This window comes from Nocardioides marmorisolisilvae (assembly GCF_031656915.1).
Classification (GTDB): domain Bacteria; phylum Actinomycetota; class Actinomycetes; order Propionibacteriales; family Nocardioidaceae; genus Marmoricola; species Marmoricola terrisoli.
In genome coordinates this window covers 3,796,147-3,816,688 of sequence record NZ_CP134227.1, presented here as the reverse complement: position 1 = coordinate 3,816,688, position 20,542 = coordinate 3,796,147, and the positions used below count along the sequence as shown (strand labels likewise).

23 protein-coding genes are annotated in these 20,542 nt (G+C 71.9%); 11 read left to right on the top strand and 12 right to left on the bottom strand.

Going from position 1 to position 20,542, the window contains the following annotated elements; genetic code table 11:
- Nucleotides 1–3 precede the first annotated feature (3 nt).
- Nucleotides 4–1,686, top strand: a complete 1,683-nt coding sequence (locus tag Q9R13_RS18275) for an acetolactate synthase (RefSeq protein WP_310962599.1) — start codon at nt 4–6, stop codon at nt 1,684–1,686.
- Nucleotides 1,687–1,798: 112 nt separating this feature from the next.
- On the opposite strand, the gene Q9R13_RS18270 is transcribed toward Q9R13_RS18275, so the two are convergent.
- The 7 genes from Q9R13_RS18270 to Q9R13_RS18245 form a co-directional block, all read right to left on the bottom strand.
- A complete protein-coding gene (locus tag Q9R13_RS18270; RefSeq protein WP_310962598.1) occupies nt 1,799–2,206 on the bottom strand; it encodes a thioesterase family protein in 408 nt (135 codons plus the stop codon).
- A 76-nt stretch (nt 2,207–2,282) separates the two neighbouring features.
- Nucleotides 2,283–2,357: a 50S ribosomal protein bL37 gene (locus tag Q9R13_RS20315; RefSeq protein WP_369759046.1), complete on the bottom strand. Its 75-nt coding sequence runs from the start codon at nt 2,355–2,357 to the stop codon at nt 2,283–2,285.
- Nucleotides 2,358–2,458: 101 nt separating this feature from the next.
- Nucleotides 2,459–2,743 carry a mycothiol system anti-sigma-R factor gene (gene rsrA / locus Q9R13_RS18265; RefSeq protein WP_310962597.1) on the bottom strand — a complete coding sequence of 95 codons (285 nt, stop codon included), beginning with the start codon at nt 2,741–2,743 and terminating at the stop codon, nt 2,459–2,461.
- Entirely contained in the window at nt 2,743–3,447 is a 705-nt protein-coding gene (locus Q9R13_RS18260; RefSeq protein ID WP_397218533.1) for a sigma-70 family RNA polymerase sigma factor, read from the bottom strand. The genes rsrA and Q9R13_RS18260 overlap by 1 nt, the downstream gene beginning before the upstream one ends.
- Before the next feature lie 43 nt (nt 3,448–3,490).
- Nucleotides 3,491–4,126 carry an alpha/beta hydrolase family protein gene (locus Q9R13_RS18255; RefSeq protein WP_310962595.1) on the bottom strand — a complete coding sequence of 212 codons (636 nt, stop codon included), beginning with the start codon at nt 4,124–4,126 and terminating at the stop codon, nt 3,491–3,493.
- Complete coding sequence (locus Q9R13_RS18250; protein WP_310962594.1) at nt 4,119–4,889, bottom strand: SOS response-associated peptidase; 771 nt, start codon at nt 4,887–4,889, stop codon at nt 4,119–4,121. Before Q9R13_RS18250 ends, Q9R13_RS18255 begins: the two co-directional genes overlap by 8 nt.
- 86 nt (nt 4,890–4,975) lie before the next feature.
- Nucleotides 4,976–5,797 (bottom strand): hypothetical protein, encoded by an 822-nt coding sequence (locus tag Q9R13_RS18245; RefSeq protein WP_310962593.1) that lies wholly within the window; start codon nt 5,795–5,797, stop codon nt 4,976–4,978.
- Between the two features lie 125 nt (nt 5,798–5,922).
- Between Q9R13_RS18245 and Q9R13_RS18240 the strand changes: the two genes are divergently transcribed.
- The 4 genes from Q9R13_RS18240 (at nt 5,923) to rsgA (ending at nt 10,397) form a co-directional block, all read left to right on the top strand.
- Nucleotides 5,923–7,482, top strand: a complete 1,560-nt coding sequence (locus Q9R13_RS18240) for a sigma-70 family RNA polymerase sigma factor (protein WP_310962592.1) — start codon at nt 5,923–5,925, stop codon at nt 7,480–7,482.
- Nucleotides 7,483–7,590: 108 nt separating this feature from the next.
- A complete protein-coding gene (locus Q9R13_RS18235; protein WP_310962591.1) occupies nt 7,591–8,121 on the top strand; it encodes a DoxX family protein in 531 nt (176 codons plus the stop codon).
- A gap of 21 nt (nt 8,122–8,142) precedes the next feature.
- Nucleotides 8,143–9,408 carry a 3-phosphoshikimate 1-carboxyvinyltransferase gene (gene aroA, locus Q9R13_RS18230; protein WP_310962590.1) on the top strand — a complete coding sequence of 422 codons (1,266 nt, stop codon included), beginning with the start codon at nt 8,143–8,145 and terminating at the stop codon, nt 9,406–9,408.
- The gene (gene rsgA, locus Q9R13_RS18225; RefSeq protein WP_310962589.1) at nt 9,408–10,397 is read left to right on the top strand and encodes a ribosome small subunit-dependent GTPase A; all 990 of its coding nucleotides are present in this window, start codon (nt 9,408–9,410) and stop codon (nt 10,395–10,397) included. The genes aroA and rsgA overlap by 1 nt, the downstream gene beginning before the upstream one ends.
- A gap of 81 nt (nt 10,398–10,478) precedes the next feature.
- Here rsgA and Q9R13_RS18220 read toward each other — a convergent pair whose 3' ends face one another.
- The gene (locus Q9R13_RS18220) at nt 10,479–10,967 is read right to left on the bottom strand and encodes a DUF2231 domain-containing protein (protein ID WP_310962588.1); all 489 of its coding nucleotides are present in this window, start codon (nt 10,965–10,967) and stop codon (nt 10,479–10,481) included.
- 131 nt (nt 10,968–11,098) lie between these two features.
- Between Q9R13_RS18220 and hisN the strand changes: the two genes are divergently transcribed.
- The 3 genes from hisN to Q9R13_RS18205 all read left to right on the top strand — a co-directional run bounded on the left by hisN (nt 11,099) and on the right by Q9R13_RS18205 (nt 12,924).
- Nucleotides 11,099–12,025: a histidinol-phosphatase gene (gene hisN / locus Q9R13_RS18215; protein ID WP_310962587.1), complete on the top strand. Its 927-nt coding sequence runs from the start codon at nt 11,099–11,101 to the stop codon at nt 12,023–12,025.
- Nucleotides 12,026–12,091: 66 nt separating this feature from the next.
- Nucleotides 12,092–12,523 (top strand): CBS domain-containing protein, encoded by a 432-nt coding sequence (locus tag Q9R13_RS18210; protein WP_310962586.1) that lies wholly within the window; start codon nt 12,092–12,094, stop codon nt 12,521–12,523.
- A 26-nt stretch (nt 12,524–12,549) separates the two neighbouring features.
- Nucleotides 12,550–12,924 carry an FKBP-type peptidyl-prolyl cis-trans isomerase gene (locus Q9R13_RS18205; RefSeq protein ID WP_310962585.1) on the top strand — a complete coding sequence of 125 codons (375 nt, stop codon included), beginning with the start codon at nt 12,550–12,552 and terminating at the stop codon, nt 12,922–12,924.
- 27 nt (nt 12,925–12,951) lie between these two features.
- Here Q9R13_RS18205 and Q9R13_RS18200 read toward each other — a convergent pair whose 3' ends face one another.
- Both Q9R13_RS18200 and Q9R13_RS18195 read right to left on the bottom strand, forming a co-directional pair.
- Nucleotides 12,952–13,164 (bottom strand): RNA-binding S4 domain-containing protein, encoded by a 213-nt coding sequence (locus tag Q9R13_RS18200; RefSeq protein ID WP_310962584.1) that lies wholly within the window; start codon nt 13,162–13,164, stop codon nt 12,952–12,954.
- 5 nt (nt 13,165–13,169) lie between these two features.
- Nucleotides 13,170–14,468: a DUF445 domain-containing protein gene (locus Q9R13_RS18195; protein ID WP_310962583.1), complete on the bottom strand. Its 1,299-nt coding sequence runs from the start codon at nt 14,466–14,468 to the stop codon at nt 13,170–13,172.
- A gap of 74 nt (nt 14,469–14,542) precedes the next feature.
- Between Q9R13_RS18195 and Q9R13_RS18190 the strand changes: the two genes are divergently transcribed.
- Nucleotides 14,543–16,141, top strand: coding sequence for an MXAN_6640 family putative metalloprotease (locus Q9R13_RS18190; RefSeq protein WP_310962582.1), 1,599 nt, complete (start codon nt 14,543–14,545; stop codon nt 16,139–16,141).
- Nucleotides 16,142–16,166: 25 nt separating this feature from the next.
- Here the strand turns inward: Q9R13_RS18190 and Q9R13_RS18185 are convergent, their stop codons facing one another.
- Nucleotides 16,167–16,583 (bottom strand): hypothetical protein, encoded by a 417-nt coding sequence (locus Q9R13_RS18185; RefSeq protein WP_310962581.1) that lies wholly within the window; start codon nt 16,581–16,583, stop codon nt 16,167–16,169.
- Nucleotides 16,584–16,658: 75 nt separating this feature from the next.
- On the opposite strand from Q9R13_RS18185, the gene Q9R13_RS18180 reads away from it, so the two are divergent.
- Complete coding sequence (locus tag Q9R13_RS18180) at nt 16,659–17,810, top strand: acyl-CoA dehydrogenase family protein (RefSeq protein ID WP_310962580.1); 1,152 nt, start codon at nt 16,659–16,661, stop codon at nt 17,808–17,810.
- Nucleotides 17,811–17,828: 18 nt separating this feature from the next.
- On the top strand, nt 17,829–18,881 hold the full coding sequence (locus Q9R13_RS18175; RefSeq protein ID WP_310962579.1) for an acyl-CoA dehydrogenase family protein: 1,053 nt from the start codon (nt 17,829–17,831) through the stop codon (nt 18,879–18,881).
- A 298-nt stretch (nt 18,882–19,179) separates the two neighbouring features.
- Here Q9R13_RS18175 and Q9R13_RS18170 read toward each other — a convergent pair whose 3' ends face one another.
- Nucleotides 19,180–20,541: a sensor histidine kinase gene (locus Q9R13_RS18170; protein ID WP_310962578.1), complete on the bottom strand. Its 1,362-nt coding sequence runs from the start codon at nt 20,539–20,541 to the stop codon at nt 19,180–19,182.
- Nucleotide 20,542: the final 1 nt, after the last annotated feature.

The following is a 20,542-nucleotide window of genomic DNA, read 5'->3' as shown; positions in this document are numbered from 1 at the left end:
CTCATGGCCGAGGACATCGAGACACCCCCCGCCGACGGAGCCGTCGAGGCGCACGCCGGTCAGCACGCCGTCGAGGTCGCCCGCGCCCACGGCGTCGACACGATGTTCACGCTGTCGGGCGCGCACGTCTTCCCGATGTACGACGGCGCCGTCCACGCCGACCCCCCGATGCGCATCCTCGACGTCCGCCACGAGCAGACGGCGACCTTCGCGGCGGAGGCGATGGGCAAGCTGACCCGTCGACCGGGCCTGGCCGTGCTCACCGCCGGACCGGGGGTGACCAACGGCGTCAGCGCCATCACCCAGGCTCAGTTCTCCGGCTCCCCGCTGGTGGTGGTCGGGGGCCGCGCCCCGGCCAACCGCTGGGGCTCCGGCTCGCTGCAGGAGCTGGACCAGCCACCGATCCTCGCGTCGGTGACCAAGGCCGCGCAGACCATCCACACGGCCGCGGAGGTCGCCGACGGCATCGACCGAGCGTTCCGCCTGGCGAGCAGCCCGCACCGTGGCCCGGTGTTCGTGGACGTGCCGATGGACGAGCTGTTCAACACTGCCTCGGTGGTGCGCCCCGAGGTCCGCCCGGCCACGTGGGTCGAGCCCGACCCCGACGCGCTCTCCGATGTCGCCGAGCTCCTCGGCCGCGCGGAGCGCCCCGTGCTGGTCCTGGGGACCGATGTGTGGGCCGACGGTGCGGAGGACGCCGCACTGCGCCTGGTGGAGACCCTCGGCCTGCCCACGATCACCAACGGCATGGGTCGCGGCGTGGTGCCGGGCGGGCATCCGCTGCTGGTGACCAAGGCGCGCAGCGCGGCGTTGGGCGGGGCCGATCTCGTCATCGTCGCCGGGACCCCGCTCGACTTCCGGCTCGGCTACGGGGTGTTCGGCGGCAAGGACGGTGCGACGCCTGCCCGAGTCGTGCACCTCGCCGACTCCGAGGGACAGGTCTCCGGGCATGCCGAGCTCGCCGGCTCGGCGTACGGAGACCTGGGGCTGGTCCTCGACGGCGTCCGCTCCGCGGCCGAGCACCTGGTCCGCAAGCCCGACTGGAGCAGCTGGGTCGCTGGCCTCCAGGACACCGTGGCCGCGGCTGCCGCCCGCGATGCCGCGCTGCTCGGGGCGACCGCCGACCCGATCCACCCGGCCCGCATCTACGGTGAGCTGGTCCCACGCCTCGCCGACGACGCGATCGTGATCGGCGACGGTGGGGACTTCGTGTCGTTCGCCGGCAAGTTCGTGGAGCCCAAGCGCCCCGGCGGCTGGCTCGACCCCGGACCCTACGGCTGCCTGGGCGCCGGGCTGGGCGCGGCCATCGCCGCCCGGCTGCACCGCCCCTCGGCCCAGGTCGTGCTGTTGTACGGCGACGGCGCCGCGGGGATGTCGCTGATGGACGTCGACACCCTGGTTCGCCACGACCTGCCCGTGGTGATGGTCTGCGGCAACAACTCCGCCTGGGGCTTGGAGAAGGGCCCGATGCAGATGCTCTACGGCTACGACGTGGCCGCCGACCTGGCGCCACGGACCCGGTACGACGACGTGGTCAAGGCGCTCGGAGGTGCGGGCGAGACAGTGACCGACCCTGCGCAGATCGGGCCGGCGTTGGACCGCGCGTTCGCGGCGAACGTGCCCTACCTGGTCAACGTGATCACCGACGTCGACGCGGCCTACCCGCGCAGCACCTTCGGGATCTGACCCCACCGCCCCCCGCGAGACGTCCCCAATTGTCGCCCGAGACGCCCCTTATTGCGCGCGGTTTGGGACCACTCGGCCCCCGTTTGGGACCACTCGCGGGGGGCGGGCGCTCTCAGCCGACCCGGGCCAGGAACCGCTCGGTGTCGACGACCACGCGGGTGACCTGACCCGAGCCGACCAGCTTGCCCGCGGCGGCATCGGTGGCCGTGACGGTGAAGCGGACCAGCGCTCCGCGTCGCCCCGAGCCGGTGGGGAGGTCGACGTACGACGCCGTCGCGCTGATCGCGACCGCCGCGCCGACCGGGGACGCCGCGAGGTGCTCGAGGTCGACCCTGGTGCCCACGCTGGTCGTCCCCGGGGTGAGCTCGGGAGCGAGCGCAGCACAGGTCACCGCCTCGCACCAGGCCAGCAGCCGAGGCGTGCCGAGCACCGCGAGGCTCCCCGAGCCCAGCGCGGCAGCGGTGTCGTCGTCGGTGACGGTGAAGACGGCGGAGGCGCTCAGCCCGGACTCGATCGGCATGGGTCCATGAAAGCAAAGAACCCCGGCGTCTGCCGGGGTCCGCTGCGCTATCGGCCGATCAGGTGCTGTCAACCGATCAGGCGTTGGGGCGCTTGCCGTGGTTCGCGCCCTTCTTCTTGCGAGCGCGGCGCTTGCGTCCGGTCTTGCCCATGGGTCCTCCTCGAAGCTCGGTTCGCCCGGATGCCGGGCGGAAGCGACGTCCATCCTCTCAGGTGTCGGCGGGCATCGCGAAATCGCGCCCGCCGGGACGCGTCACTCGCGCTCGATGCGCACCTGGACCTGCCGGATGGACAGCATCACCCGCTGCCGCAGCCCGTCGGGCGCGACCTCGGTGCAGGACCGAGCGACCAGGCTCTTCACGGTGCGCTCCAGGTCGTACTTCGCCAAGCAGGGCCCACACTCGTCGAGGTGCTGCTGGATCTCGGTGCAGTCGGCTTGGTCGAGCTCGTTGTCGAGGAAGAAGAACACCCGGTCGAGCACCTCGGAACAGTCCGTGGCGCCGTGCTGGTCGTGCTCGTCGTGGGCGCCGCAACCCATCACGCACCCCCCGTCGAGCCGCTGGGGAGAAGGTCGTTCTCGCGGACGTAGTCGGACAACATCTCGCGCAACTGGCGCCGACCCCGGTGCAGCCGGGACATCACCGTCCCGATCGGGGTGCCCATGATCTCTGCGATCTCCTTGTACGGGAACCCTTCGACGTCGGCCAGGTAGACGGCCAGCCGGAAGTCCTCCGGCAGCCGCTGCAGCGCCTCCTTGACGTCGGAGTCGGGTAGATGCTCCAGCGCCTCGGTCTCCGCGGACTTCAGGCCGCTCGAGGTGTGCGCCGATGCGCGGGCGAGCTGCCAGTCCTCGACGTCCTCGGCCATCGACTGCTGCGGCTCGCGCTGCTTCTTGCGGTAGTTGTTGATGAAGGTGTTCGTCAGGATCCGGTAGAGCCAGGCCTTCAGGTTGGTGCCTGGCCGGAACTGGTGGAAGGAGGCGAACGCCTTGGCGAACGTCTCTTGCACGAGATCCTCGGCGTCGCTGGGGTTGCGGGTCATCCGCATCGCCGCGGAGTAGAGCTGGTCGAGGAAGGGCAGCGCGTCGCGCTCGAAGCGCAGCTGCCGCTCGTCCTCGGTCTCGGTCGCCACGTCGATCTCGTCGGCGGGCTCGGCGCCCGGCTCGGCGGCGGTCGCATCGGTGGTGGTCTCAGGGTCAGTCATCGTCTCCCAGACTACCGGTCGGTCGAGTACGGCGAGCATGTCGGAAGAACACCGGTCGGCCCCGCGGGATTCCCAGGCGGTCTCAGCTGCCGCCGATCTCCCGCACGACCCACTCCAGGACGCCCTCGTAGACGACCGCCAGGGCATCGGCCTGCGTGAGCGGCGCTCGGGCGGGCACCCTCAGCTGGTGGTCGGCCCCGGGCACCACGACCATCTCGGTGTTGGCCGGGAACTCCTCGGGCGTGCCGAAGGGGTCGCGATCGCCCTGCACCACCAGGCTGCGCACCCGGGCACCGGTCAGCTCCTCGAGTCGGGAGCGCTCCGGCCTCCCCGGCGGGTGCAGCGGGAACGACAACGCGAGCACTCCCCGCGCGCCGGCCTCACGGGCGATCCGACAGGCCGACCGGGCCCCCGCGCTGCGCCCGCCGACCACCAGCGGGCTGCGCATCCGCATCGTGTCGAGGGCGGCGTGGAAGCACTCATCGATCACCGCCGGGCGTGGCGCCAGCCGCTTGCCCGCCACCCTCCAGGGCATCTCCACCAGCGTCACCGAGACGTCCTGCTGGGGTAGTGAACGGGCCAGACGGAGGAGGTCGGGCGCATCGATGCCGCCGCCGGCCCCGTGGGTGAGGACCAAGGTCGCGATCGGCCGCTTCGCACGCCGTACGACGACCCGCGCGTCGCCCTGGGGCGTCCGCACCATCCTCTCGTCAGGCATGGTGAGCGTCCTCCGAGGTGGCCGGCTCCACCGCGATCGGCGCGACCAGCTCGGGCCCGTTGTTGCGCACGTCGGAGACCAGCGTCGAGACGGGTGTCGCCGCCAGCGTCCCCGGCAGAGCGGGCTCGAGCAGCTCCAACAGCTCGGCGCGATCCGAGACGGTCGGGTCGAGCCAGCGGGCGTAGCGCTCGGGCGTCAGCATCATCGGCATCCGGTCGTGGATGCGGCCGATCGAGTCCTCGGCGGTCGTGGTGAGCACGGTCGTGGTCCAGCGGAACCTCGTCGGGTCGTCGTCAGACTTCGCCGGGTCCCGCCAGACCTCGTAGAGCCCCGCCATCGCCAGCACGCCGCCGTCGGCGGGCCGGATGTAGAAGGGCTGTTTCTTGGGCCTGCCCCTGCCGTCCAGCTGCTCGGTGACGTACCACTCGTAGTAGCCGTCGGCGGGCAGGATCGCCCGACGACGCTCGAACGCACGGCGGAAGGCGGGCTTCTCGGCCACCGTCTCGGTCCGCGCGTTGATCATCCGACTGCCCACGGAGGGATCCTTGGCCCAGAACGGCACCAGCCCCCAGGTCATCACCCGGAGCTGTCGCTCGGCGGGTGCTTCGCGCTCTCCCGACGGCGGCCGCTGCACGACGGCGTAGACCTCCTTGGTCGGCGCCACGTTGTAGTCGGCCGGGATCCGCGGCAGCTCGGCCTCGCGGACGTCGAACTCCTCCGCGAGCTCCTCGGGCTCACGACTGGAGGCATAGCGACCGCACATGACGACGAGGATAGGGCGCTCGTCCGACGGCCGCGTGCCGTCGGCGGCCCGGGCCCTCCCCTGTGGGGCCCGCGCCGCCGGCGGCCTCAGGCGCGTCGGGCCAGCTCGTCCAGCAACGGGACCGCGGACTGCACGCTCGCGGGCAGACCCTCGATCCACACCCGGGCCGGCGCAGCCGCCGTCCCGAGCACCTCCACCAGTCCATGCAGGTTGGTGACCGACCGCCCCAGGTCCGGGGTACGACGCACCAGCACCAGCGCCCTGGCCTCGGCGCCGCGGCCGGGAACCTGGCACAGCGTCTCCTCGCCGGCGAAGATCAGCCGGATCCGCTCCGCCAGTCGGACCACCGCAAGCGAGCCGGACAGTCCGCCGCCCGCGGCCGCGGGGACCGAGACCACCACGATCGCGTGGGTCTCGGACACCGCCTCCCCGCGCTGCTCCGCCCCCCGGTAGACCTCCGTCAGCCTGGACCGCAGGTGCGCCGGTCCGGCCAGTCCGGTCAACGCGTCCTCGCACGAGAGCTGGTGCACGTATCCGAGCGCCTCCTCTGCCCAAGCGGTGCCCAGCGCGCGAACCGCGTCGTACGACGGCTCACGCCCGGTCACGTGCACGGTGGTGGTCCGCAAGCCCTCGAGTGCCTCACCCAGGTCGACACCCTCACGGGCCATCCTGCGACCCACCACCGCACACGCAACGAGGCCCTCACCGCCTCGCGACAGTGCCTCGCCAACCCCCTCGAACCTCTCCGCCAGCTGGTGGCGCCCTCCCCGCGCCACCCCTGCCGACGCCCGGGCATCCCGCTTGCGGACCCGCATTGCGGCCCGCGCGCCGAAGCTGCCCATCGTGAGGTCCTCTCGCTGCACTGCTCTTCTCGGATCGGCGAGCATCACCCGGATGACCCTCGTCATCGAGAGGACGACGAACCTCGGCATGCATGACGCGGAACGGGGAAGGATTCTCGAGCCCGTATCCCCACGCCCGACGAAGCGTTGGGGATGACGTCATCTACCAGCCCACGGAGCGTCCACCGAGTATGAGCCCGTCCGATCCCGCCGACCTGAGCGACGCCGAGCTGATCTCGCGCGTCCGCGGCGGCGACGTCGAGGCGTACGGCTCCCTTTTCGCCCGGCACCGTGAGGCGGCGACCAGGCTGGCACGATCCCTGGCACCGGGGCCCGACTCCGACGACCTGGTCTCGGACGCGTTCGCCAAGGTGCTCTCGGTGCTGCGCGGCGGAGGCGGACCCGACGTCGCGTTTCGGCCCTACCTCCTGACCTCGGTACGCCGCTGCCACATCGACCGGATCCGCAGCCAGACCCGCACCCGGCCCACCGACGACCTCACCGTGCTGGACCGGGGCGAGGAGTTCGACGACCCGGCCGTCGCCGGTTTCGAGAGTGCGGCCGCCGCCCGCGCCTACAAGAGCCTGCCGGAGCGCTGGCAGATGGTGCTCTGGCACCTCGACGTCGAGGGCCAGAAGCCCGGCGACATCGCCCCGATGCTGGGGATGTCGGCGAACTCCGTGTCGGCCCTGGCCTACCGGGCGCGCGAGGGCCTCCGTCAGGCATTCCTCCAGATGCACGCCGCGGACGTGCTCGACGACGAGTGCCGGCGTACCCGTGACCTGCTCGGCGCCTACGTCCGGCAGGGGCTGTCCCGGCGGGACAACCGCCGCGCCGCCGAGCACCTCGAGCACTGCCGCCGTTGTACGGCGCTCTACCTCGAGCTGGTCGAGGTCAACTCCTCGCTGGCGGCGGTGGTCGGCCCGCTGGTGCTCGGCAGCGCGACCGCCGCCTACCTGGCCGTCGGCACCACCGCCGGAGGTGCGGGAGCGCTGGCCGGCGTGGGCCTGCTCCTGGGACGGGTCCGCGACGTGCTGGTCGCCAATGCCCAGACCGCCCTGGCGGCCGGAGCCGCGGTGGGCATCGCCGCCGCCGCCACGGTCGGGCTGCTGGTGGCCGCCCACCACGGAGGCACCACCGACAGCCGACCGCCGACCGCGATGGGGCCACCGGTCGGCGGCACCGGTGGTCAGCCGGCCCAGCATCGGAACGGTCGGCACACCGGCCACCCGCCCGCCCCCGCCGCGCACGTGCCGGTGCCCTCCGCCGCGGCGACGCTCCTCGGGCTCCCCACCGCGACGCCGACGGCCGCTTCTCGCCCGGGGAGGCCCTCGAGCACGTCCGGCCCGCCCACATCTGGTCCGGGCTCATCCTCACCGGGGGTCTCTCCGCCGGCCGCGCCTCCCTCGCAGGCGGGGCCGGGAAGCGCGGTCGGACTGTCCGCGTCGGTGATCCGCACCAGCGGCAGTCCGCTGGGCACCCGGGTCGTCGTCGGGGTGCACGTCAAGGGCCTGCCACCGGGCGGCGCCGCCACCGTCACGCTCCGGCTGCCACCCGGCGCCACCGTGGTCAGCGCCTCGGGACAGTGCCACGGCATCGGCCTCGTCGAGGTCTGCACGGTCGACCACGAGAACCCCGACCTGATCGCCACGCTGCGCGCGCTGAGGCTGCTCGGGCTGCACCTTCACCTTGATCCGGTCGCCGGGCTGCCCACCGGTACGACCGACCTGGTGCTGAGCCTCCTCCACTGACTGCGGCACCACCATGCGGTCGGCCGGCCCCTCTGGCCGGGTCGAGGCCACGAGCGCAACCTGACCGTTCCCACGGTTGGGCCCCGTCAGAGCGGGTATGGGAACCTCATGACGCCGACACGACTGCTCGCTCGTCCCATGCTCGCGTCGATGTTCTTCGTGGGCGGGGTGAGCTCATTGAAGGACGCCGAGGGCGCGGCCGGGCGGGCCAAGCCCGTCACTGACCGCATCGTCACCACCGCCAACCGGCTGGCCCCCGGGGTGCCGATGCCGAGCGATCCGGTGACGCTGGTCCGGATCAACGCGGTCGCCCAGCTGATCGGTGCGGCGGCGCTGGCGACCGGTCGCGCTCCCCGGCTGGGTGCGCTCGTGCTGGCCGGGTCCCTGGTGCCGACCACCGTCGCCGGCCACCCGTTCTGGGACGAGACCGATCCGGCGATGCGGGCCAACCAGAAGTTCCACTTCTTCAAGAACCTCTCGATGCTCGGCGGCCTGCTGATCGCGGCTGGCGACACCAGCGGCCGGCCGGGAGTCGTCTGGCGGACCCGCCACGCCGCCGGCGACGTACGCCGCCAGGCGCGCCACCTGCGCAGGACGGCGAAGCTGGAGGCGAGGCTCGCAGCCAAGACCCTGACGTAGGGGCCCCGATACCCTTCACAGGTGGAACTCTGGCCGGCCCCCGTCGCCTCCGCGCCCGTACGGGCAGCCGTCGCGCTGCCCGGCTCGAAGTCCCTGACCAACCGCGCGCTGGTTCTCGCCGCCCTGGCCGAGGGCCCGTCCGTCGTACGCCGGGCGCTGCGCTCGCGTGACACCGAGCTGATGGCGGCGGCCCTCACCGCGCTGGGCTCCACCGTGGACACCTCGGGCGCCGACTGGAGGGTCACTCCCGGGCCGTTCGACGCCGCTGCCGAGATCGACTGCGGGCTGGCGGGCACGGTGATGCGCTTCGTCCCGCCGGTCGCCGCGCTCAGCAGCGCCGCGATCGGGTTCGACGGCGATGAGCACGCCCGCACCCGTCCGATGGCACAGGTCATCGACGCGCTACGCGGCCTCGGCGTGCGCATCGACGACGACGACCGCGGCACGCTGCCGTTCACCGTGCACGGCAGCGGCTCCGTCCGCGGCGGTGCCGTGATCATCGATGCCTCGGCGTCGAGCCAGTTCATCTCCGCGCTGCTGCTGGCCGGGGCCCGCTACGACGAGGGCGTCGACGTCCGCCACGACGGCAAGCCGGTGCCTTCGCTGCCGCACCTGGACATGACCGTGGCCTGCCTGCGCGCGCACGGCGTCCAGGTCGACGACTCCGACGCGAATCGCTGGCATGTCCTCCCCGGTCCGATCGCCGCGACCGACATGACCATCGAGCCGGACCTCTCGAACGCGGCTCCGTTCCTGATGCTGGCGATGACCAGCGGCGGCACCGTCACCGTCCTCGACTGGCCGGAGACGACGACGCAGGCCGGCGACGCGCTGCGTGACCTTCTCACCCGGATGGGCGCAACCGTCGAGCCGACCGCGGCGGGACTGTGCGTGACGGGCTCCGGCACCGGGGCGATCGAGGGCCTCGACGTCGACCTGCACGACCTCGGCGAGCTGACCCCTGCCCTGGCCGCACTCTGCGCGCTCGCAGAGACGCCGTCCCACCTGCGCGGCATCGGGCACATCCGCGGGCACGAGACCGATCGTCTGGCCGCGCTCGCGACCGAGCTGGGCCGGCTCGGTGCCGAGGTGGTCGAGCATCCCGACGGCCTGGAGATCCGGCCAGGCATCCTCCACGGCGGCACCTTCCACACCTACGGCGACCACCGGATGGCGCACGCGGCCGTGGTGCTCGGCTCCGCCGTACCCGGCATCCTCGTCGAGGACGTGGCCACCACCGCGAAGACCTTCCCCGGCTTCGCCGACGCCTGGGCACGGCTCTTCTGATGCCTCGTTACGGCGAGGAGGACTACGAGAGCTACGAGCGGCCGCGTCGGCACACCCGCCCGCGCACCAAGGAGCGACCGTCGTACGACGACGCCGAGCCCGCCGTCGTGGTGACGGTCGACCGTGGCCGGTACACCTGCCTGACCGAGCGCGTCCCGGGCTCGGCGCCGCACCCGGTTGTCGCGATGAAGTCCCGGCCGCTGGGACGCAAGGGCGTCGTGGTCGGCGACCGGGTGGGACTGGTCGGCGACACCACCGGCAGCGAGGGCAGCCTGGCCCGCATCGTGACCGTGGCCGAGCGCAGCACCATGCTCCGGCGTACCGCGGACGACGACGACCCCGTGGAGCGGGTGATCGTGGCCAACGCAGACCAGTTGGTGGTGGTGACGGCCCTCGCCGATCCCGAGCCGAGACCGCGGCTGATCGACCGCGCCCTGGTGGCGGCGTACGACGCGGGGATGGACCCGCTGCTGGTGCTGACCAAGTCCGACCTGGCTTCGCCTGATGCCTTGGTGGAGGCGTATCGGCCGCTGGGGGTGCCGTTCGAGGTGACCCGCCGCGGCGCGGACGTGTCCGCGATCGCCGGCCGGCTCGACGGTCGGCAGAGCGTGATGCTCGGCCACAGCGGGGTCGGCAAGTCCACCCTGGTCAACGCTCTGGTTCCCGACGCCGGTCGCCTCACCGGCGGGGTCAATGCGGTGACCGGTCGCGGCCGGCACACCTCCACGAGCGCGGTGATGCTGGCGTTGCCCTCCGGAGGCTGGATCGTGGACACGCCCGGAATCCGGTCGTTCGGGCTGGCGCACGTGCGACCCGATCACCTGATCGAGGCCTTCCCCGACCTGCACGACCTCACCTTGGACTGCCCTCGCGGCTGCACCCACGGCGAGTCCGAGCCGGAGTGCGGTCTCGACGCCGCCCCGCCGGAGCTCGAGGCCCGAGTCGGCTCGTTCCGGCGCCTTCTCGCCAGCCGCGAGGCCAGCCCCTAGCTCGTCGAGGCGGCGCAATCCTGCAGCCGTACGGCGTCGAGGCGGCGCAACGTTGCAGCCGTACGGCGGTGGAACCGCGGCTCAGCCCCGCTGGCTGGTCGCCCAGACCGCCTTCGCCCCCGCATCACCGGTCCGGACGACGAGGTAGAGCTCGGCCAGCGCGAAGAGAACCAGCACCACCCGGAGCACCAGGGCGAGGCGGATCAGCCGGATGGCGGCGGCACTGCCCGCGCCGGAGAGCCGGCGCCGGGAGGAAGGTGCGACGAAGAACGCCAGCACGACCACGGCCGCCAACACCCAGGTCGCGAACTGGAGCCGCCCGGCCCACATCTCGTGCTGGTCGAGCAGCACCCCGCCGAGACCACGCTCGCGCTTGAGGTCGCTGCCGGACATCGCGGACACCTGGACGGCGACCGCGGCGATCACGGTGGCCACGAGCATCGGCCATCGCAGCGTGCGCCGCCACCGCGGGACGACGGCGTAGCCCAGCACCCCCAGCGCTGCCAGCGGCACGAACACCACGGCCACATGGATCACCAGCGGGTGCAACGGCAAGCCGTTGACCTCCATCGAGAACCACCTCTGTCCATCACGGGCGCGCCCTTCCAGACGGGTCGCCACCCCCATGGGTTCAGCCAAGCGGGCGAACCTTTCGTCAGCATGAGCCCGGGCTGGCGACTGGCTGGGAATACCCTGTCGCCATGCCCTCCGACTTCACCGACGACCTTCGGCTCGCCCATGTGCTGGCCGATGACGCCGATGCCCTGTCCACGGCACGGTTCAAAGCGCTCGACCTGCACGTGATGACCAAGCCGGACCTGACCCCCGTGACGGACGCGGACAGCACGGTCGAGGAGGGCATCCGCCGTACCCTGTCGCGGGCCCGCCCCCGCGACGCCGTGCTCGGCGAGGAGCAGGGCAGCACCGGACACAGCCAACGGCGCTGGGTGGTGGACCCGATCGACGGGACCAAGAACTACGTGCGGGGCGTGCCCGTCTGGGCGACCCTGATCGGGCTGATGGTCGACGACGAGGTGGTCGTGGGAGTGGTCTCCGCGCCCGCCCTCAACCGGCGGTGGTGGGCGATGCGCGACGGCGGGGCCTGGACCGGCAAGTCCCTCCTCCGGGCGAGCCGCTGCCAGGTCTCCGACGTGTCCCGGATCGAGGACGCGTCGCTGTCCTACTCCTCCCTCGGCGGCTGGGACGAGCACGGCCGCCTCGACGACTTCATGGCGCTGTCCCGACGCTGCTGGCGGACCCGGGCGTACGGCGACTTCTGGTCGTACATGCTGCTTGCCGAGGGTGCGGTGGACATCGCCGCCGAGCCCGAGCTCGAGCTGCACGACATGGCCGCCCTGGACGTCGTGGTCCGTGAGGCCGGCGGGATCTTCACCTCCCTCGAGGGCGAGCCCGGACCCTCGGGCGGCAACGCGCTGGCCACCAACGGAAAGCTCCACGACCAGGCGCTCGCCTTCCTCGGCGAGCTCTCAGGAGACGACATGGACGCCCAGCGGCGGGTGCTCGGGTCGGTCCACGACCTGGCCGCGCGCCGACGGAGCAACGACGCGAGCCAGCAGGCAGAGGATCGGGCGGAGGAGCAGCCGGACGGGCCCGACCGCACCGAGTAGGGGTGTACCCCGCCCCGACGGCACACTAGGTTGGAGCAACCGATCGTCCACTCGAGGAGGAGCCCGATGAAGATCAGCGAGGTCATCGCCGGCAAGGCGAGTCAGCAGGTCGTCACCATCTCCCCCGACGCCACCGTGCGCGACCTGATCGCCCTGCTCGCCGAGCACAACATCGGCGCCGTGATCGTCTCGACCGACGGCTCATCGGTGGACGGCATCGTCAGCGAGCGCGACGTCGTACGCAAGCTGCACGGCGACGACTCCGTGCTGGGCGCCGCGGTCTCAGCGATCATGACCCCCTCGGTGCGCAGCGTCGCACCCGGCGACAGCCTCGACGAGACCCGACGACTGATGACCGAGCGCCGGTTCCGGCACGTGCCCGTCGTCGAGGACGGCGTCCTGCGCGGCATCGTCAGCATCGGCGACGTGGTCAAGGCGCACATCGACCAGATCGAGTTCGAGCGCGATCAGCTCGACTCCTACGTGCATCAGACCTGACCACGGGCCCGGTAGGGTCGGGCACCATGACTGCTGAGAAGCCCGAGGTCGACCCCCATCTGGGCGACGCGCCCACCGACCTGGAGGTCACCGACCTGCGGGAGGGCGACGGCGCCGAGGCCAAGCCGGGCCAAACCGTTTCGGTCCACTACGTCGGGGTCGCGCACTCCAGCGGCGAGGAGTTCGACGCGTCGTACAACCGGGGCGCCCCGCTCCAGTTCCGGCTCGGTGTCGGCCAGGTGATCTCCGGGTGGGACACCGGCGTGCAGGGCATGAAGGTCGGCGGCCGGCGCCGGCTGGTGATCCCGCCGCACCTCGGGTACGGCGACCGCGGTGCCGGTGGCGTGATCAAGCCCGGCGAGACCCTGATCTTCGTCGTCGACCTGATCGACGTCAGCTGACCCGAGTGCGGCCCTCGCGCTGAGCGATCAGCGCGTCGTGACGCGGGCCTGCCGGCCGCTCACGTCCACCACGTCGCCGGGGTGCAGCTGTCGGCCGCGCCGCGTCTCCTGCTCACCGTTGACCCGGACGACGCCCTCGAGCAGCAGGTGCTTGGCGTCGGAGCCGGAGTCGATCAGGTCGGCCAGCTTGAGGAACTGACCGAGCCGGATCGACTCGTCGCGGATCGGTACGTCGGCCATGCCGGTCATGAGATCACAACCGTGACCGCATGGATGATCACGCCCACCAGACCGCCGACCACGGTGCCGTTGATCCGGATGAACTGCAGATCGGGCCCCACGTGGAGCTCGATCCGCTCGGCCGCCTCCCGGCCGTCCCAGCGCTCGATCGTGTGGGTGATGACCGCGGCGAGCTCTCCGCCGTACCGATCGGTGGCCCACACCGAGAAGTCCGCCAGCCAGCCCTCGATCCGCTCGCGCAACGCGGAATCTGCCCCGAGCCGCTTCCCGAAGGCGACCAGCTCGGCCTCCGCGCGGGCCCGCAACGGGCCGATCGGGTCGTCGAGCCCGGCGACCAGCGCCCGCCGGAAGGCGCTCCACAACGACATCCCGGTCTCGACGACCTGGGGCTGCCCGAGCAGGCGACCCTTGAGCGCCTCGGCGCGTGCCTGGGTGTCGGGGTTGGTGAGCAGGTCGTCGGCCAGCTGGCGCAGCATGGTGTCGAGGGCGTAGCGGGCGTGGTGATGCGGGTCTCGGCGGATGTCCTCGACCCAGCGCATCGCCTCCAGGTGAAGCCGATGGGTGACCGCCTCGTTGAGCCGCTCCGGGGCCCACCAGGGCGCCCGCTCGCCGAGCACCTCGGTGAAGGTCTCCTCGTTCTGCAGCAGCCAGCGGTGCCCCTCCTCGAGGACCAGGTCCACGAAGCCATGGTGGGCATCGTCGGCCACGATCTCGGACAGGAGCGCACCGGCGACCGGCGCGATCGGCTCGTCCTGGAGCCGGGGCAGCAGCACATCGGTCACCAGGGCGCGCACATCGTCGTCCCGCATCCGGCGCAGCCCGATCGCGGCGACGGTGGCAGCCTCGGCGGCCAGGGATCGTGCGTTGGCCGGCTCGACGAGCCATTGCCCGACCCGTTGCGGGACCTGGGCCGCGGCGAGGCGGTCACGGATCACCGCCTCGGTCAGGAAGTTCTCGGTGAAGAACTCCTCCAGGCTCTTGCCGAACTCGTCCTTGCGGCGCGGGACCAGCGCGGTGTGCGGCACCGGCAGGCCGAGCGGGTGCCGGAAGAGGGCCGTCACCGCGAACCAGTCCGCGATCGCGCCCACCATGCTCGCCTCGGCTCCGGTGTTGACGAAGCCGATGAAGCCGCCCCAGGCGTGCTCGTGGTTCAGGGTCACCAGGTAGACCACGGCCGCGAGCACGAGCAGGGACAGCGCCAGCGCGCGCATCCGGCGAAGCCGCCGCCGGCGTACGGCGTCCGCCTCGGAGAGGCCGGAGCGCCCCGGGGCCGCCGACGCGGGCCGGGTCGAAAGGGAAGTCATCGCCTGGCAACCTACCCGAGACCGACCCCGGGACCGCGGCCGCGAGGAGCGCGCAGGCCACGTACCATCCTTGGGTGCATAAACGTCTGGGGACCCTGCTCACCTTGGCGGTCGCCATCTCGGTCACCGTGGTCGTTGCCGCTGCGCCAGCCGGGGCCGACCCGACGCCGGCACCGGCCCCGGCGCCTGTCGGCGCGACGCCCGGTCAGTCACCGAACGGACCCGGAGCGGGCCTGCTGCCCCGACTCTCCCACGGCGTGGCCGTGCAGGCGCTGCAGACCGCTCACGAGCTGCTCGCCCCGCGTTCCTCGGCGGACGGGCGACGAGTGCTGCCGTTCCGCGACGCCACGCCCGCACTGCGGGACCTGTGGCAGGCCCGGCCCTCGCTGCACGGCGCCGACCGCCGGCTCGCGGACCGGCTGCTGACCAGCCCGATGAGCGACACCACCCACGCGGACCGGGTCAGCCTCGCCGCAGCGAGTGGCTGCTCGACCAGCACGTGCGTGGTCGAGTCCCGACACTTCGACGTCGTGTTCACGAGCAACCCGTTGAGCGCCAACCGCGCCACCACGACGTACGCCGTCCAGGTCGCCCGCACCCTGGAGCACGTCTACGCGACCGAGGTCGGCACGCTGGGCTACAAGCACCCTCTGATCGACCCCAGCGAGCCCAACCATCGCATCGAGATCGACCTGCGAGACCTGCGCAGCCAAGGTCTCTACGGCTACTGCAGCCCGACGGGCGGCTCACCGACCCGGCACAGTCCGGCGTACTGCGTGCTCGACAACGACTTTGTGGGCTACCCGAGCTCACCGACCAAGTCGCTCAAGGTCACCGCCGCGCACGAGTTCTTCCACGCCATCCAGTACGCCTACGACACCGGCGAGGACAAATGGCTGATGGAGGGCACCGCGGTCTGGATGGAGGACGAGGTCTACAACAGCATCAACGACTACTACCAGTACCTCCCGGTGTCCCCCATCCGGCACCCCCAATGGGCCCTCGACTTCGACGGCACCTACTCGGTGTACGGCGACTTCGCGTTCTTCAAGTTCCTCACCCGGTACCTCGGGTCCCGCAAGGTGGTGCGCCAGATCTGGCAGCACGCCGACGCCACGCACCCCGGCGTCTACTCGCTGCGCGCGGTGCGCGAGGTGATCACGCAGCACCATCGAAACCCCCGAAAGGTGCTCGCGATGTTCGGGGCCTGGAACACCCTGCCCCGGCACACCTACCCCGAGCGCAGCGCCTACAAACCGGCGCATTTCTGGGCGACCCGCACGGTGACCCGCAGCCACCCGACCGGAACGCTGTCGGTCCGCCTCCTGCACCTGTCCAGCGCGCCGCTGCGGTTGTACCCCGGCAAGCGCCTCGGCTCGCACCGCAAGGTCGTGGTCAGGGTCAACGCACCCCGACGCGCCCGCGGCGCCGCGGCGACCTACCAGGTGCGGTTCCGCGACGGCCGCCTGAAGATGGGTTCCTTCAGGCTCAACAAGTGGGGCAACGGTCGCCACACGTACGCCTTCGGTCACCGGCAGGTGGCCTCCGTCGTGATCGTGCTGACCAACGGCTCGACCCGGATGCACGACTGCGGCGATGGCTACGACTACTCGTGCGGTGGCCGCGGCGTGGACGACAACCGGTCCTTCGCGGTGAAGGCTCGCGTCGCCTAGGACTCGCCGTACGGCGCAGCTGGGCCTAGCTACGGCGGGACTTCGGTGACGCCTTGCGTTGCGCCTTCTTCACGGCGGGCTCGCTGCGGATCAGCTCGCTGACGGTCAGGGCAGGGCTGGCCAGCCGCTCCAGCGCGTCGACGACGGCGGCGTGACTGGCTGCGACCGTCCCGAGCACCTCGGCCATCTCGGCCTGCAACGTGGCGAAGGCGGCCATCGCGTTGGCCAGGTTGCGCTGGTTGGCCAGCAGCGCCTCCATCGGCTTGGTGCTCGATGCCGCCAGGTCACCGATCGCGGCGACCAGCGTGGTGAGCCGCCGTACCGCCTCCTCGGGTTGGCTGATGCCCGACCTGCCGGCCTGCATCACGCCGTCGAAGGCCTCGCTCGCCATGCCCAGCGCCTTGCGCTGGGCACCGGTCAGAAGCTCCATCGGGTCGACCATGGCTGTCTCCTCCGGGCCTGTTCCCGGGCGCGACTTCCCGGGTGTCTGCGACCAAGGATGGACTACGTTGCCGGTATGAAGCTGCGACTCACCGAGGAGGAGACCGCGTTCCGCGAGGAGCTGCGGACGTTCTTCACCACGAAGGTGCCCGAGGAGTACCGGGCCGCGATCGCCCTCGGCAAGCATGTCGGCAAGGACGGGATCGTGCACACCCAGCAGATCCTGAACGCTGCCGGGCTCGCGGTGCCCAACTGGCCGGTCGAGTGGGGTGGCCGGGACTGGACCCCGCTGCAGCGGCACATCTGGCACGAGGAGATGCAACTGGCCTGCGTGCCGCCGCCGCTGGCCTTCAACGCGACCATGATCGGCCCGGTCATCGCGAACTTCGGCAGCCAGCAGCTCAAGGAGCGGTTCCTGCCGGCCACCGCGAACCTCGACATCTGGTGGTGCCAGGGCTTCTCCGAGCCCAACGCCGGCTCCGACCTCGCCTCGCTGACCACGCGTGCGGTGCGCGACGGGGACGACTGGATCGTGAACGGCCAGAAGACGTGGACCACGCTGGGCCAGTACGCCGACTGGATCTTCTGCCTGGTGCGCACCGACCCCGAGGCCGAGCGCAAGCAGAAGGGCATCTCGATGCTGCTCTTCCCGATGGACTCCCCCGGTGTCACGATCCGACCGATCGAGCTCATCGACGGTGGCTTCGAGGTCAACGAGGTCTTCTTCTCCGACGTCCGGGTGCCCGGCGACCTGCTGGTCGGCGAGGAGAACGCCGGCTGGAGCTACGCGAAGTTCCTGCTCGGCAACGAGCGCGTCGGGGTCGCCCCCGTCGCCGCGACCAAACGTGCGCTCGCCGGGGTCAAGCAGCACGCAGAGGAGACCGGCGCGCTGGCCGACCCGGTGCTGGCCGCCCGGATCGTGGAGCTGGAGAACGAGCTGCTCGCCCTGGACCTGACCGCGCTGCGCGTCGTCGCGCACTCCGCGGACGGCAAGCCGCACCCGGCTTCGTCGGTGCTGAAGCTGAAGGGCACCGAGCTGCAACAGGCGGTCTCCGAGCTGGCCGTCGACGTGGCCGGGCCGCTGTCGCTCTCCACCGGATCCGACACGGTTCCGGAGTGGGCGGCGCTGGCGGCTCCGACGTACCTCAACCTCCGCAAGGCCTCGATCTACGGCGGATCGAACGAGATCCAGCGTCAGATCATCGCCGGCACGATCCTCGGGCTCTGACCCGGACTGGAGACAGACATGGACTTCACACTCGACGAGGAGCAGAGCGCGCTCCGTGACGCCGTACGAGGGCTGCTGAAGGTGTACGACGCCGAGCACCGTCGCGAGGTGTGCGCCACCGACCCGGGCTTCGACGAGTCGATGTGGGGGCGGTACGCCGAGATGGGCCTGCTCGGGCTGCCCTTCGCCGAGGCCGACGGCGGCATGGGCGCCGGGCCCATCGAGGTGGGCGTGGTCGCCGAGGAGATCGGCCGGGTCGTCGCTCCCGAACCGTTCGTCGCCGCTATCGTGCTGGCCGGCGGCCTGGTCGCTGAGGCGGGCTCCGAGGACCAGCGCTCCGACCTGCTCGGCGCGCTGGCGTCCGGAGAGCGGCTGCTGGCCTTCGCTGCCGTCCCCGACGACGGCCGCGGTGCCGCCGAGCCGGTGATCCAGGGAGCCCGCGCCGACACCATCGTGTGGCAGGTGGGCACCGAGCTCTTCGTCGGTGACCGACCCGCCGCGGCGACGGGCTACTCGACGTACGACGGCGGCCGAGCGGCTCGACTCGACTTCGACCGCGACGCGGTGACCCCGCTCGGCACCGGCGGCGACGCGTCCGCCGCGATCGCGCTGGTGACGGCCCGGGCGCGGATCGCGCTCTGCGCCGAGGCGCTCGGGGCGATGGACACCGCCCTGCGACTCACCACCGAATACCTGCGGACCCGGCAGCAGTTCGGCGTCACGCTGAACCGCTTCCAGGCGCTGACCTTCCGTGCGGCGGACTGCTACACCTCGCTCGAGCTGACCCGCAGCATCGTCAACTGGGCGACGATGGTCGCCGCCGACGGCATGCCCGAGCAGGTCGTCGACGCGGCCGCCCGCGCGAAGCTGCAGGTGGCCCGCGCCGGCCGGCACATCGGCCAGGAGGCGATCCAGCTGCACGGCGGCATCGGGATGACTGCCGAGTACGCCGTCGGCCATCACACCGCCCGGCTGACCGCCATCAACCACTGGCTCGGCGACGACCGCACGATGGTGGCCCAGCTGTCCAGCTCCCTCACCGACCACACCGTCCTCGACCCGATGGGCTGATCGGTCCCGGGGGGTTCGTCGAGGCGGCGCAACTTCGCAGCACATCGGGGCCGAGGCGGCAGTATTTTGCAGCGCTTCGGGGCCGAGGCGGCTCAATTTTGCGGCGCATCCGGGCCGAGGCGGCTCAACTTTGCGGCACTTGAGAGTCGCGGTACACCGCCCAGTCGAACGCCCCGCTGCACGTTTGCGCCGCCTCGACGTACGTGCGCTGCAAAGCTGCGCCGCCTCGACGTACGTGCGCTGCAAAGCTGCGCCGCCTCGGCCTACCTGCGCTGCACATTTGCGCCGCCTCGACGGGTCAGGAGGGGCGGGGGAGATCAACCTCGGCGCGCAGACCGCCGAGGGGTGAGCTGACGAGTCGTACGGCGCCGCCGCGGCGTACGACGAGCTCGTGGACGATCGCGAGTCCGAGCCCGCTCCCCCCGGCATCGCGGTCCCGAGACTCGTCGAGACGGGTGAAGCGCTCCAGCACTCGTCCGCGGTCCTGCTCGGCGATACCGGGACCGTCGTCGTCCACCCGCAGGACCACCCGCTGTCCCGACGACCCGGCCGAAAGCAGGACCCGGCGGTCGGCGTGCCGCACCGCGTTGTCGACCAGGTTCCCGACGACCCGGGTCAGCTCCTCGGGGGTGGCCGCCACCTCGAGATCCGTCGGGCAGCCTTCGACCCGCACGCTGGCGGACGAGCCGCGATGGCGAGCGGCCACCTCGGCGAGGATCGGCGCCACCGGCACCGGCTGCGGCGGCGACATCGGCGCGGCATCGGCGTCGAGGCGGGCGAGGGTGAGCAGATCCTCGACCAGCGCACCCATCCGCAGCACGTCGACGTGCAGGTCGTCGACCAGGCTGCCGTCGGCGCTGCTCAGCTCCCCCATCCGTTGGGCGACCTCGAGCTGGGTGCGGATCGACGTGAGTGGGCTGCGCAGCTCGTGGGCCACGTCGGCCACGAAGGAGCGCTGCCGCTCCCGCGACTGCGCGAGCCGGTCCAGCATCGAGTTCAGGGTGAGTGCGAGCGCACGGATCTCGTCGGCCGAGCGCGGCACCGGCAGTCGCTCCTGGCGACCGGAGCCGGAGATCCGCTCGGCGCCGACACGCAACTGCTCGACGGGGCGCAGGGCTGCCCCGATCGCACGTGCGGCGATCAGACCGAGCGCGACCAGCAACAGCGGGAAGATCACCAGTGCGGCGTTGCGCAGCAGCCGCAGACTGCGCTGCACCTCATCGAGTCCCTGCGCGACGACGACGGTCCGGTCGGTGCCGGGGACGGCCTGCGCGATGACCCGCAGCCGGCCGGCCTGCCCCATCCGCGATCCCGGCACCTGGATCGGCGACCGCTCAGCACGGGCCTGCTCGCTCGGACGCAGCAGCGCGGTGAGCAGGTCGCCGTTGACCGAGGCGCTGACCACCCGGTCGCGCCGGTCGACGACCTGCACGATCTGGTCGCCGGTGACTGGGATCGGATCGGGCAGGTGCCCGGCCTGCACCAGCTGCACCACCTGGTCGGCGCTCGCGTGGGCGTCCCGATCGAGACTGTGCAGGCCCGAGTACCTCAGTACGACGTACAGCGCGACCGCCCCGATGCCCAGGGAGACCGCCAGCCCGAGCACCCCGACCATCAGCAGCCGGGTGCGCAGGGTCAGCCGGCCGGCCGCGGGATGCATG